The following is a 14,401-nucleotide window of genomic DNA, read 5'->3' on the forward strand; positions in this document are numbered from 1 at the left end:
TCTTTATTTTCTAATTATTATTCCTATCTATAGCTAATTCTATAAGGTCAGTTATCAAATTGCTATAATTTCTTCCGTCACTTTCCCACATCTTAGGATACATACTTATACTAGTAAACCCTGGAATAGTATTAACTTCATTAAGATATACCTCATTTGTTTCCTTATCTACTAAAAAGTCCACCCTAGCCATTCCAGCACAATCTAACATTTTATATATATCCACAGCTGTATTTTTAATTTTTTCTAATTCTTGTCCATTAAAATTAGCAGGTATTAATAGCTTAGAACTAGCACTTTTATACTTTGAGTCATAATCATAAAAATCTCTATCTGGCACTACTTCTCCTGGAGTGGCAGCTATCGGTTCTTCATTTCCTAAAACAGCTACCTCCACTTCCCTAGCATTTATAGTCTTTTCAACTAATATCTTTCTATCATATTTTAATGCCTCTTCTAAACCTTTTTCCGTTTCCTTTTCGTTATAAGCCTTTGTAATACCCACAGAAGAACCACTATTAGAAGGTTTTATAAATACAGGGAAATTTAATTTATTCTTTATTTCCTCTATTATACATTCTTTTTTCTTATTAAATTCACCTTTATTTACTACTACATAATCCGCTTGTTTAATACCAAAATTCTCTAGTACATATTTTGTATATACCTTATCCATACACACTGCTGAAGACATAACTCCAGGACCAACGCATGGTATACCTACAAGCTTGCACATTCCCTGTATAGTTCCATCTTCTCCATATAATCCATGAAGTACAGGAAATACCACATCTACTTCTTTATTAAATAAAACTTTATAGCCTTCTGCTTCTTTATTTTCTTCATCCATTTCCCAGTGTCCTTCTGGAATTTTGTTTACATCTCCTGTATACTTAAACCACTTACCATCTTTCGTTATACCTATGACACATATTTCAAACCTATCTCTATCTATATTCTTTAAAACAGATGTAGCCGAAACTCTAGAAACTTCGTGTTCCGTAGACTTTCCACCGAATAGAACTGCAACTCTTATTTTCATAATTCTCTCTCCTTATTGTATCACATTAATATTTTAAATTATTTCTATTTTAATAATGTTACTAAATAATAGTTTAGTTATTTTTTATTACTTTATCAACATTTTTTTAATAAAAAACATTCCTAAGGTTGATTTTATCATAAATAAAAGAAGTGTTACACTATGATACAAAGAAAATCATAATGTAACACTTTATTCTATATTGTAAGTTTTCCATTTGGTGTGTCTATTATTTGTATTATTCTTTTTTCATATCCAGTTAATGCATCTATATATACTATAAACTGCTTCTCTCTATAGTTTCCCTTAAACTCATAACATAATGCTTCTTTATTTGTCTCAGTTGGTATAATTGCAAGTCTTGTAGAATCTATCTTTAACCTTTTACCTACTTTCTTTCTAGCTTCCTCCATACTTATATTGGGTTTAGAAATCTTTCTACTTTCTTCGTGAGATATTAAATATTTCTCTGACTCTATTCCTATAATTTCACCGTTATCTAAAGCTATTTTTAATTTTATCTGATCAGGATATACTGTCACATCTCCCATTTTATAGACATAATTAATTAATGCTGTACTATCATATTTTAATGTGTAGCTAGGTTCCATATGTTTATATCCAGATTTTTCTAAAAACTTTTTACCATACTCTACTGCTTCATTCATATTTATTTTCTCTTTTCCTACATTTTTATTATCTAATAAATAAACTATCTTACCACCATTTTTAGCTACTTCACATATAACATTTCTGTTTTTATCTCCTTTAATATCAGCTTCAAATCTATATGAATCTATTTTAGCTTTACTTTCTTGCCCTTTTAAAGTTATGTTTTGTATTTTGTCCTTACCTATAATATTTGCAATATCGCTCTTAGCTTTATCTGCTGAAATCTTTTGCTCTTTATACACTTTAGGTTTTATTTCTATTAAATTATCTGAAAAAGGTCCATCATAAATAAGTGCAGGATATTGTACTATTTGTTTTTGTATATTACTAAATTTACTAGTAATAGCTTTTTCTCCATCCGATTTTGCTAAAACTCCACTGGTCTTCTTTCTTATTTCACCCCATTTAACTTTCCCTTCATTTATGTCATCTACAACTCTTGATAATCGCTGTTCTAATTCATAAGATTGAACTTCTAACAAATCGATAGTTTCATAATCCTTATCTGTCAATTCCTTGCCTTCAGAAATATTTTTAGTTAAAGTATAACAAAAATCTCCTACTTGTGATAAAAATTTACTTGTTGTGTCTATATCCTGTTGTTGTATTGGCATTGAATGTATTTTATCATTAGCTATAGATGTGTGTCTAAAAATTTCTCCAAAAACCACCATACTCTGCTCTCTAGAACCTACTATGCTACTCTTTCCTAAATTTGTTCTTATATTTTGTACAGAGTTTATTAACTGATACATATTTTTACTATATTCTCCTTGGAGATAGTTTCTATAATCTGTTCTTTCAAGAGTCATTAATATAGCAAAGGTTGTTGAAAAAACAACTATAAATGTACTTATAATAGTATATATTATTCTTTTTTTGGTACTCTTCATAATTTTATTTTCTCCCTTCCTTAATGTTCCTATTTAATGCAAGGATTTTTCCACTTAGAATTATTTTCCCTCAAGAATCCCTCTATTATACACATATTCTAGTATTTCAGATAAGTACTTCTATAATCTCCATACTGCTTTATCTATATAAGTCTTCTTTTCCTTGTAAAAAAACAAAAAAAAGGGTATACTAATTTCAGTATTAATTGTCCATAAAATATAATATTAGGTTAGTTAAAACAATAAAACTACTTATTCAGTATATAAAAATATATTGAAATAATTGTACATAGAAGGTGAATTGAAATGAACGTATTAATACTAGCTGTTTCTGCTGGAGGCGGTCATATAAAGGCTGCTGAGGCAATAAAAAGCTACATACTTTTAAATGAGGAAAATTCAAAAGTAGAAATTCTGGACACTTTAAAATATATAAATCCAATTTTAGATAAATTAGTAATAGGTGGATACATTAAGGCCATAAAAAAATCTCCTTCACTATATGGTAAACTATATAACTATAACTACTATCAAATGGATAATACATTAGCCTCGGTTAGTAATAAAATAAATGAAATAATGGCATATAGATTATTACCTTTAATAGAAGATTTTGCACCTGATATAATTATATCCACACATCCTTTTCCTAATGAGATGCTTTCTATTTTAAATTCTAATTCAAAATTAAAGACGCCTACTCTGTCTATAATCACAGACTATGCTTGCCATAGTTTTTGGGTATATCCAGGTATAGATGCTTATATAATCTCAAATAAAGAGATGATAAATGAAATGATTTTAAATGGTATAAATAGAAATATAATTTTTAATTATGGAATACCTGTACTTCCAAAATTTTTAAAGCCTTGTAAAAAAGAGGTTGTTTTTAGTGACTTAGAATTAGATACAAATAAAACCACTATTTTAATAATGGGTGGAAGTTTAGGTATCGGAAAGATATATGATCTATACTCAGAATTATGTAGCATAGAACATCCTTTTCAAATTATAGTAATTACCGGTAGCAATAAAAAACTGTATAAAGAACTATCTGATTTAAGTAAAAACACACAAAAAATCACAAAAATTATAGGCTACACTGACAAAGTAAACAGCTATATGCAGTGCTGTGATCTTCTAATAACAAAACCTGGTGGAATAACCATAACGGAAGCCTTAGCTTCCGGAACTCCTATGGCATTATTTTCTCCTATACCTGGTCAAGAGGAGAGAAATACAAATTTTTTAGTTAGCAATGGATTAGCCATAAATTTAGAAGATTTTAATAGCTATAAGGATGGTTTTGAAAATCTTTTTAATTCAGAAGATAAACTTTCCATAATTAAAGATAATTGCAGTAAATTTTATAATAAAAACTGCGGTAATGATATATATAATTTAATAAAAAAAATCATTGCTAACGCAATGACTTTATAAGATCTAAAATTTTAAATTTTAATACAACCTTTTCATTACATGTGTTATCTATGGACTTGTATTCATCTTTAGATAACACCTTTTTCATTTCCCTTTCCGTATCTTTATATGAAACTTCACCTTTAGTTACATCTACAAAACATAGTGGTGGAAACATGACACACCACCAATTTCTACCCTCACCTTTTCCTATAAGTATTCTATAGGCCTCATAATTTCCCGAAGGTAACGTTATGTTTCCATAGGTTTTAATGGGAAAGTTTTCTCTTCCAAAAGTACTACTAACTTTATAGTTATATCCATCTTCTTTTATAATTTTTTCTGCTATTTTAATTATATTTTTATCATTCTCTTTTATTATATTTCTAGATTCCTCAATACTTTTAGAATTTTTAAGTTTAGGTTGTATGTATTTTATAACTTCATCCTTTACCTTTAATTTAAGATTCTGATCCACTTCATTATCACTATTTGCTATAACATGAAATCTTATTAATTTATTAGATATATCCTTTTGTTTTATTTCTTTAGCCTTTATATTAGTGGCTCCAAATATAAATGTAAAAATGCATAATACTATAAATAATTTTTTCATATCCTATCCCCCCATAAGTACTATATTAGCTCTTATAATCTATTAAGCATTATATCCATTTTTTACATTTATATACACGTTGTACTTTTACTTATTTATTCTCATGGACTTGCTGTAATACTCCTATCTTCTATCAAAATGAGAGATAAAAGTAGCTCCTCACTTAAATAATTTTTTTAAATTTTACTTAATTACACCTATTCTTCTTATGTCACTCTCTATATTTACATTTATTATAGAATTTACATATTCTTCATCCCAATTTTTTTCTATCTCCTTAAACACTTCAGGATGATATTTCTTAACATATTCTTTCAATCCAATGAAATCACCTTTATACTTTTCTTTTGAAACCTGTATAAACCTCTCACATTGGTCTTTTATTGTTTTATCAAATCCCTTTTCTATATTATCCATCTCTTCTTGGGATAATAAATTCATATCTAGTCCATGGCTATTCATTCTTCCTTCTAACTTTATATCTATATTAAACACCATTTTACCATTTTTTCTGCCAAACTTTATTTTTCTCTCACTACCATTTATAATATAATCTACAGGATGTTTTTTGTAGATAATTACTCGCTTACCTCCCTTCATTTTTCCTTTCGATATTTGCATAGTACTTATATCTTCTTCGTTTAATTCCCCTATAATGACATAGTCTTTTACTATAGCAACCTTATTCATTTCTATTTCTTTATTAGTTGTATCCATACTCATCATAGGAATAATGACGCTACCATTTTCACTTAAGGATAATAAAAATTCATTTAAAGTTAATTCTTGTATAACATTATTCCTCTGATTGTTATCAATTAATCCCGTTACATAAGTTTCTATATTTTTTTCTATAGGAGGTTTAAATTTTATGTAATCTTCCGCTCGCCCATCACATACTAAAACATAAATATTCCTACTAAGTGATGGATGTCTTTCTATATAATCTACTATTTCCTTGACAGTATCCTTATACTGAAAAATTTCATTACCAAGCATCAAAAGTTTTGTATGACCCATATAAAGTGCCCTACTACTTTTAGTTGTAGCTTTATTATTAGCTGACGACAAAGAATATGCATCCACAGCTATACTTTCTGTTTCTGCTGTAGATTCCTTTATCTTCTTTAAATCTGGAAAAGAATAGGTAACTCTTAATCTTTTCATATCTTCCTCTAAAGTTGGAAATTGTAATTCTGATGACTTTATAATCCCTTCTTTCTTTATATCTTTACCAGCATCCACTCCCAATCCAACCACAAATATCTTTCTATCTATTTCAACTTTATCCCAGCATCCACTCATGAAAATACAGCACAATGATATAATTATACTAATAATAATTTTTTTTCTCTTTTTCATCTTTTACCCCTTCTTTTTATTATAGAAATAGTTCCTAATAAAAATATTAATATTGCTACAGTAAAAATAGGTGCTAAAATTGAAATTTTTTCATATATACTATATACTTGTGCTAAGTTTTCTGGGTACATTGCAAAAATATATATAAAAGGTGTAATAAGCACAGAGGATAATTTTATATCCTCTAATTTAAATACACTCTTTACTACCACAGAAGAAAATAAATATAAGTTAACAAATGTAGTTACATAAAGGAGAATCCAAAATATCATAACAACGCCTTCCCATTGTTCAATAAAATATCCTGGAATACTTATGGATTTAATCATAGTAATAGTAGGCCATATTAACAACTTAGTCTGTTCTACTCCTAAAACAGAAATTGATACTATAGAAGTAATAGCATAAGAAACAACTACATAAAAAATACTCCAAAACATAACTTTAGGTATCTTGTTTTTTCTTTCCACATGTGGTATAGCTAAGTAACATATTTCAAATCCTTCAAAAGCAAAAGTAGTAAGTGTTATTGATTTTATATATTGAAAAGGAGTATTTTGAAATACTGGAAGTAAATTCGTATAATCTCCCTGCGCAGCTAGTATAATAATAACAATTGTCATAGGTAAAAATATTATTGGTAAAAGTAACTCATTCAATTTAATTAAATTTTTAAAACCACCTCTTATTACTATAGTGCCAATTAATATCATTATTACAACAATAAATTCCGTTGGAGTTTTTTCTAGTAAATACATTTTTATAACTTCCGAAAAAATTCTCATTCCTACAGCTACAATAGCAATATTAATGAAAACAAATACAATTCCTACTACTTTTCCTATATAAACTCCAAAATTATCTTTTATTATATATATAAAATCTTTAAATCCATTAATCTCTTGAACTTTATAAATAGCATAAAGCAAAAAATATACTATAGCTCCTGAAATTATAGTTACAATCCATCCATCGTTACCTACTGAATCAGCTACACCTGAAGGATAGGAAAAAATACCCACACCTATTATAGTCACAACTATGGTAGCAAAAAGTTGATACTCACTAATAAAATTATCTTTTTTATTCATAATACTCCTAGCAAGGTTCACCTTCTTTCATCTATTTCTGTCTTATTTTATCCTTAGTTCTCATATATCTAGGCCTTTTTTTCATTTTATCCGTTGGAAATCTAATAATAAAATCTTTTAAATCTCTAGTATTAGAATTTACTGCTGGTGATAAATACGATACACCAAAACTTTTTAATTTTACTAAATGTACTACTAATAATACCAATCCTAAAACTATTCCATATAATCCCACAATAGAAGCTGCTATTATAAGAAGAAACCTAACTATTCTAAATGCTGAAGACACTTCATAGTTTGGCGTCATAAAGCTTGTAATTACTGTAACTGCAACTATTATTATCATTATAGGGCTTACAATACCAGCACTTACTGCTGCTTGCCCTATAATAAGACCACCCACAATTCCTATGGTAGCCCCCATAGGTTTAGGAAGTCTTACTATGGATTCCATTAAAAAAGCCAAACTTATTTCCATTATTATAGCTTCAATGAAAGCTGGAAAAGGCACTCCTTCTCTTGTGGCAGCTATAGAATATGCTAGTTTTGTAGGTATAATATCTGTATGAAAAGATGTTACCGCTACATACAAAGCTGGCATAATAAGTGATAAAATAATTCCTAATATCCTTATTACTCTAACTACAGAGGAACTTATCCATCTTTGGTAATAGTCATCAGGAGATTGAAATAAATTAGGTAAAGTAGCTGGTACTACTAGTGCAAAAGGTGAATTATCCACCATTATAGCTACTCTTCCTTCATACAAAGCTGCTGCCACCACATCCGGTCTTTCTGTACTTTGTACTTGTGGAAATATAGATCTTTTATTATCCTCTATAAGTTGCTCCACATATCCGCTATCTAATATTGCATCTATATTTATTTTATTTATTCTATTTTCTACTTCTTCTACTAATCCATCTCTAACTATGTCATCTATATACATAATTACTGTATCAGTTTTAGATCTAACCCCTAGGGTGACTGCCTTTATTCTAAATCTTGTATCCCTTATTCTTCTTCTAACCAAAGCAGTATTAAATCTAATAGTTTCTGTAAATCCCTCTCTCGAGCCCCTTACTACCGTTTCTCCCGAGGGCTCGCTAACCCCTCTAGCTGGCCAAAATCTAGTTGCCAATACATACGCTTCTTCTAAATTATCTATAAATAAAAGGGTATCTCCAGATAAAAATGCATTCACACCTTCACTTAATTTATCCACTTCCCTTAAATCAGAAACCGATAATATTTTGTCCTTTATCTCCGCGGCATTTATTATATCCTCATCTTCTAACATAATATTTTGCAGCACATAATCATCTAATAATAATTTATCTGCCATACCATCTATGTATACTAAAGCACCTCTTAGATTTTTACAAATAAAAAATTCCCTATAAACTATGTCTGAATTATCCTTTAATATTTCTTTTATATATTTAACATTTTCTCTAGAGTTTATGGATATTTTATCTCTAATCTCTTCCTTCAAACCACACACCTCCAGTACATTTGCTAAAGTACAACTCTTCTAACTATAAATAATAAAATTCCAATGGTTGTCACTGAATATCCTAAATATCTACTCTTTTTAGCCAAAGAAAATTTATTAAGTGCTTTAAAAGAATTGTAATCATAAAATATCAAAACACACCCCTGTATGAAAATCAGTATTAAAAAATAAATATTAAATAAATCTAAAACTATAAATAGTTTTTTCACAATAGCACCCCCATATCCCATTTGTTTACTTCTAATCCAAAGCTAAATCAATCACATATTTTATCTTTTCACACTTAACCCAAAATATACTTGTTTTTTGAATTAATATAATTATGTCCTTACATAGAAATTCAATACTGAATACTATATTAGATACTGATTTTCGTAGGCTAAATATTAGTTTGTACAATCTAATATAGTTCAAGCATTAGCTGATAGAGGTTAGGTGAAAAAAACTAAATAATTAATAATTCAACTTTCCCAGTTATAAAATAAAAATATAAAATTTGAAATTTACAGGTAAGTAATAGGTAAGAGCTAATAACTAAGAAGTAAAGGCTAAGAAGTAAGAGTTAAGGATAAAACTCAAAGAGTTTTTTATAATTAATTTGTAAGTAACAGTTAATAAGTAATAGTTGTGCTGAAAATTCAGCTTTGCTGAATTTTTTCAAGAGCTCTTACCTTTTACCTATTAGTTCTTACCTTTTCACTCTTACCTTTTACCTATTAGTTCTTACTTTTTACCTCTTACTTTTTACTTCTTGCTTCTTACTTTTTACCTCTTACCTACTCTACAAATTCCTATTTTACATTCTAAATTTTAAATTAAAAACCCTTATTAATCTAATGTAGAGCTTGAACTTTATGTGCGAAAGTTGAGTTAATAAGTGAAAAGAGAAATAGTAGATCAAAAACAGACAATAAAAGAAGGAGCATTCTCAGTTTCAGCTGAAAACGCTCCTTGTTTGTTTTTTTATTTAATTAATCTATCATTTGTAAATTATTCAACTTTCGTAGTTATAAAATAAAAATATAAAATTTGCAGGTAAATAATAGGTAAGAGCTAAGAAGTAAGAGTTATGGTAAAAATTCGGCTTTGCTGAATTTTTTAAAGAAACTCTTACCTTTTACCTATTAGTTCTTACTTTTTCACTCTTACTTTTTATTTTTTACCTACTCCACAAATTCCTATTTTATATTCTAAATTTTAAACCCTTATTAATCTAATATAGAGCTTTAACTTTATGTGCGAAAATTGAATAAATTAATTATTCATACTATGTTCTAATATTAGAAATTAATAACTCAACTTTTGCAGTTACATAATAAAATTGAAATTTTTAAATTTAAACTGTATTTATATAGTTCTAGTTATAAAAACCTCACTATAATCCTTCTTCAATTCCTCATAGCATCTCTGAGCAGTGAGCATATCATCAAAGAAACCAAATACACTTGGTCCACTTCCACTCATTAAACTACCTAATGCATTTAAATTCATCATTCGCATCTTTATTTTCTTTATGGTAGGATTATTCTTTATAGTTACATTTTCAAGTATATTTTTCATATTTCTATTTAAGGAAATCAAATCTTCCCTTTCCATATACTTAATTAAATTTTCTGTTTCTGGGTGCTTATATATCTTTTCTATATTTAAAGACTTATAAACTTCTTTTGTAGATACTCCAAAATTAGGTTTTACAAGTACTAATATTTTATTCTTAAAAGGTTTTAGCGGAGTTATCAGTTCGCCAATACCTTCACAAAGAGCCGTACCTCCTAATATACAATAAGGCACATCTGCACCTATTTTGACACCCAAATTCATTAGTTCTTTATCAGAAACATCCACTTCATATATATTCCTCATGCACTTTAAAACCGCAGCAGCATCAGTACTCCCCCCTGCTAAGCCTGCAGAAACCGGTATATTTTTCTTAATACAGATTTCTACACCCCCATCTATATTGTAAGTATCTAAAAACAGCCTAGCAGCTTTATAAGCTATATTTCTTTCATCTAAAGGTACATAAGTTTTATCACATCCTATACTTATACCCTCATTTCTTTTTTCCACCCTAATAATATCGTACAAATCTATATTCTGCATTATCATCTTAAGTAAATGGTATCCATCTGCTCTCTTTCCAACTACGTCTAGAGAAATATTTATTTTGGCATAAGCCTTCATTAACATCTTTAATCCTCCAAATCATCAATCATAAAATTCAAATTTTCAATAAACACTTTACGGATTAAATTATAGCACAAAATAATAACTTATGTTTCATAGATTTAATCAGCCTATAATTCATAATTTAAATCACCACCACTCACACGCACTATGCACTATTTCCACCTACAAAAGAAAAAAATAGAGCCCTTTCCTTAACTAAATAGAAAAAGCCCTATTTTTTATTTAAGTAGAAAAATCCTCATTATCTCTGGCACCCTAGCACCCTGCCTTTAGGCTCTGGCCCTCTAGCCAACTAACAAACTGGCCAACTAAATCACCGCTCTTCCTGGTATTATAAGCTTATCCCCAACTTTTATCATATTCACATCATCTATGGCATTTATATTAGATAAATCTTCCATCTTACAGTTATATTTCTTAGCTATCTTCCATAAAGTATCTCCATTTTGTACCACATAAATAGTTATACTAGCTTTCTTTTGAGGAACCCCATTTTCTTCAACTTTTATATCAACTATAAAATCTTTATTAGTAATATAATTAACTCTAACATATACATTGACTAATGCTTTAACTGATATATTTCCTGGTTCAACATTGGCTTCTATACTCTCCAATTTAGCTTTAGCTATACAATTCATATCTATCTTAGTTCCTGGAACTTCAGCAGTGCATGTAAATGGTATTGCATCCTTTATACTGTAAATATACTTATTTTCGTCATCAGACTTATAAAGTACCTTTACATCCACAACTCCCTCTACTATTACTTTATCCTCTACCAATTTCTTATCTGTTACACAAACTTCTCCAAAGCTCATTATAACTTTATTTGGATTAGGCATATTTTCTTCTATTGCCATGTCGCCTTTTACTACAGTTCCACACCAGGTTTGACCATGTATAACATTTAATAAATAATTTTTTCTTTCAATATTAAGCATCAATTCTGGTGAATATGCATCTTCTATCATATCTATTTCTTCTTTATACATAAGCTTAGTATTTGTTTTCACTAAAATCTCTACATCAATAACTCTTTTTTCTCCTAAATCATCTTCCTTTATTTCTACATTTATAGCATCTAATTTATAATCTGTATAGTCTCGCATATCAACTCTTATATTTTCATTTTCTTCCTCTTTACTTAGGAAAATATCCTCTTCTAAATGATTTATTTCTCTACTATCTTTACTCTTATATAGAACTTCTACGCGAGCCATTGCTTCTACTTTAAGTTTTCCGTCATAAAGCTTTACTTCCTCTTTATGAATGTCTACATCACATTTAATAACATCACTTATCTCTAGGTTATCCATAGGGATTTGCATACGACATTTTCCTATGATCTCACAAGGTATAACAGAAACTATTTTATCTACAGATGCTGGATTCTTAAGTAGTTGTACTTTTTCGTCTCCGCTTATATCTTTTACTATATTGAAGCTATAATTTTTATAAACCGCTGCCTTTAACTGGATTATCCCTTCTATGGATACCTTTCTTTCATTTGCTATGGCGCATTCCATATGTTCTACGTAGCTTTCCACGTCACACATCATATCTCTTTCAGCACCCTTAAGCTCAATAGCATTGGAGAATTTACCCATGTAACTCACATTAAAAGCTTCATTTCCTCTTTCTCCCTTTGCTAAATACATTACATTATATTCAACTTGACCTTCAATATAAATCTTATCTTGCATAATTTCCCTACTAATTACTAAAGGATTAGCTTCAACCATAAGTATTTCTTCCACATCAGGATGAGTGTCTGGTATTATAAATTCTTGTCTTACTACTGTGTCTACAGCATTTTCACCTAACAGCTGTTCGTATTCTATGTTTTCTCTTACAAGTTCCATTATCCTTTACCTCCCTTTACTACCTACTATTAATTTATATAAAAAAAAGAGGTAAAGTATGATAGACTATCGTAATTTTTTTCAAACTATAATTGACAAATTAATATTTATTACAGTATTTTTTTGTTGACAAATATCTTTTTTTGACGTATTATATTAAATGGTTGTTGACCATATAACCTCTCATAAATTCTCAATACCCTTTTATACCATAGTTGAAAGATGGCACCCTCCATCTTTCTCTTTTTTGCAAAAAATAAAAAGCACTAAATTAGTACTTTTTATAAAATATATTACCCTACAAAATTTAATTGTACTGTTTTCGTCAAAACATCAGAATAACTATATGATACTCTCCTTTGGGTGTCATTCTCTAATCTAACGATGAATATACTAGGATATGTTTCTTCTATGATTCCATTTTTTATGAACACTTTTTTTCTTCCACCGTTAGCCTTTAGTGTCACTTTTTCTCCTATATGCTTATCAATCTCATTTTTGATAGAAGCTAATACATCTCTCCCCTGCATATCAACACCCTCTTTCTCTATTATAAATTATAGTATACTTTTAAACTTTTGTCAAATAACTTATTATTTTATCATCAATGTAAAAGACTTGTCAATATTAAAATTTTATTAATTTTCTATTTCTCTTTAGTTAACATTCCCTGTAACAGTATTTACATAGGAAATTTGCTATCTTTTGCATACTACCTTTATATTATTAACCGAATGCATATTTTATATTCTCTATTAATATTGTTTTTATTAATACCTAGTCTCCAACACCAAAAAATATCTTATTTTTTAGACATATGGTGACTTCGGGAACCCCTCCCTGTACTTTCCTCTGGTTTGAAGTCCTCCTATACCTTTTGTACCTGTAATTGTATTTTCTATTACTTCTTCTATAGAAACTATTTTTTCTATATTAGTATAAGACACCTTTTCACATACAAAAACCGGATCTAAACAATGTATTAATACTCTATTAGGAGAACTGGCAAAGTTAGCCCCTGCCCCCAATATAGCTTCATAACATGACTGACAAGCTCCTGCAAATATAACTAGTTCATCGTACCCTCTTTCATAATTTCTAAGCTCACTAACACTTTCAACAAAATACTTAGAATTCTTATAATTATTTAAGTCCATATAATCTTTAGTATCTTTTAACATTCCATCATGACCTGTTATAACTACTATATCTGGTTTAAACTCCTTTACTAATTCTACTACTTTTGAAGGCTGTTCCTTTTCTGAAATAACTTTTCCTACCACATCTATGCCTATTCTCTTATAAGTTTTCATACATATCTCTAAATACTGAGAATCCCCATCTAAATGTAACACTTTACCCGGTCTTCCAAAATACAATTCTTTATTTTTCAGCTCTTTATTTTTAAGTGTAAGTCCACTCATAACTTCTACTGATTCAGACCTAGAAGTCAATATATTCTTTATGGATTCTTTAACCTTTCTATTGAAAACTTCATCTTTTTTTCCTGCCTCTTCTGAATCTGTCCTTTCTAAATCTTCCTCTGGTGAATCTGCAATAATTCTAATGTTAATTCCTTTTAATATATAAATTTTTTTTCCTTTTTCTTCCCTTATATCAATGACTTTAAAAGTTATGTCCTTGCCATAGGATTTTCTTACTACTATATCTCCAATCTCCATATATAAACCTCCTAAATATATGGCTACTCTATATTTATATGCAAAAGAGTCCC

At 28.8% G+C, this 14,401-nt stretch carries 12 protein-coding genes; 1 reads left to right on the plus strand and 11 read right to left on the minus strand.

Features of this window, described 5'->3' with window-relative positions:
* Nucleotides 1–10: 10 nt before the first annotated feature.
* Both C1715_RS16535 and ypeB read right to left on the minus strand, forming a co-directional pair.
* Nucleotides 11–1,042, minus strand: coding sequence for a D-alanine--D-alanine ligase family protein (locus C1715_RS16535; protein ID WP_102401464.1), 1,032 nt, complete (start codon nucleotides 1,040–1,042; stop codon nucleotides 11–13).
* A 197-nt stretch (nucleotides 1,043–1,239) separates the two neighbouring features.
* A complete protein-coding gene (gene ypeB, locus C1715_RS16540) occupies nucleotides 1,240–2,607 on the minus strand; it encodes a germination protein YpeB (protein ID WP_102401465.1) in 1,368 nt (455 codons plus the stop codon).
* Between the two features lie 306 nt (nucleotides 2,608–2,913).
* Here ypeB and C1715_RS16545 point away from each other — a divergent pair, with 306 nt between their 5' ends.
* Nucleotides 2,914–4,047 (plus strand): MGDG synthase family glycosyltransferase, encoded by a 1,134-nt coding sequence (locus C1715_RS16545; RefSeq protein WP_102401466.1) that lies wholly within the window; start codon nucleotides 2,914–2,916, stop codon nucleotides 4,045–4,047.
* On the opposite strand, the gene spoIIR is transcribed toward C1715_RS16545, so the two are convergent.
* The 9 genes from spoIIR to yabG form a co-directional block, all read right to left on the minus strand.
* Nucleotides 4,028–4,642 carry a stage II sporulation protein R gene (gene spoIIR, locus C1715_RS16550; protein ID WP_102401467.1) on the minus strand — a complete coding sequence of 205 codons (615 nt, stop codon included), beginning with the start codon at nucleotides 4,640–4,642 and terminating at the stop codon, nucleotides 4,028–4,030. The two genes, C1715_RS16545 and spoIIR, sit on opposite strands and share 20 nt — an antisense overlap.
* Nucleotides 4,643–4,825: 183 nt before the next feature.
* Nucleotides 4,826–6,004 carry a Ger(x)C family spore germination protein gene (locus C1715_RS16555; protein WP_102401468.1) on the minus strand — a complete coding sequence of 393 codons (1,179 nt, stop codon included), beginning with the start codon at nucleotides 6,002–6,004 and terminating at the stop codon, nucleotides 4,826–4,828.
* Entirely contained in the window at nucleotides 6,001–7,095 is a 1,095-nt protein-coding gene (locus C1715_RS16560) for a GerAB/ArcD/ProY family transporter (protein WP_102401469.1), read from the minus strand. The genes C1715_RS16555 and C1715_RS16560 overlap by 4 nt, the downstream gene beginning before the upstream one ends.
* Before the next feature lie 31 nt (nucleotides 7,096–7,126).
* The gene (locus C1715_RS16565; protein WP_102401470.1) at nucleotides 7,127–8,590 is read right to left on the minus strand and encodes a spore germination protein; all 1,464 of its coding nucleotides are present in this window, start codon (nucleotides 8,588–8,590) and stop codon (nucleotides 7,127–7,129) included.
* 23 nt (nucleotides 8,591–8,613) lie between these two features.
* Nucleotides 8,614–8,820 carry a CLC_0170 family protein gene (locus tag C1715_RS16570; RefSeq protein ID WP_102401471.1) on the minus strand — a complete coding sequence of 69 codons (207 nt, stop codon included), beginning with the start codon at nucleotides 8,818–8,820 and terminating at the stop codon, nucleotides 8,614–8,616.
* A gap of 1,138 nt (nucleotides 8,821–9,958) precedes the next feature.
* On the minus strand, nucleotides 9,959–10,801 hold the full coding sequence (gene ispE, locus C1715_RS16575) for a 4-(cytidine 5'-diphospho)-2-C-methyl-D-erythritol kinase (RefSeq protein WP_102401472.1): 843 nt from the start codon (nucleotides 10,799–10,801) through the stop codon (nucleotides 9,959–9,961).
* 308 nt (nucleotides 10,802–11,109) lie between these two features.
* Complete coding sequence (locus tag C1715_RS16580; RefSeq protein WP_102401473.1) at nucleotides 11,110–12,666, minus strand: DUF3794 and LysM peptidoglycan-binding domain-containing protein; 1,557 nt, start codon at nucleotides 12,664–12,666, stop codon at nucleotides 11,110–11,112.
* 293 nt (nucleotides 12,667–12,959) lie between these two features.
* On the minus strand, nucleotides 12,960–13,196 hold the full coding sequence (locus C1715_RS16585) for a Veg family protein (RefSeq protein WP_035294073.1): 237 nt from the start codon (nucleotides 13,194–13,196) through the stop codon (nucleotides 12,960–12,962).
* Nucleotides 13,197–13,475: 279 nt separating this feature from the next.
* Nucleotides 13,476–14,348 carry a sporulation peptidase YabG gene (yabG, locus tag C1715_RS16590; RefSeq protein WP_102401474.1) on the minus strand — a complete coding sequence of 291 codons (873 nt, stop codon included), beginning with the start codon at nucleotides 14,346–14,348 and terminating at the stop codon, nucleotides 13,476–13,478.
* Nucleotides 14,349–14,401: the final 53 nt, after the last annotated feature.

The sequence above is a fragment of the Haloimpatiens massiliensis genome (assembly GCF_900184255.1).
In the GTDB taxonomy this organism is placed as follows: Bacteria; Bacillota; Clostridia; order Clostridiales; family Clostridiaceae; genus Haloimpatiens; species Haloimpatiens massiliensis.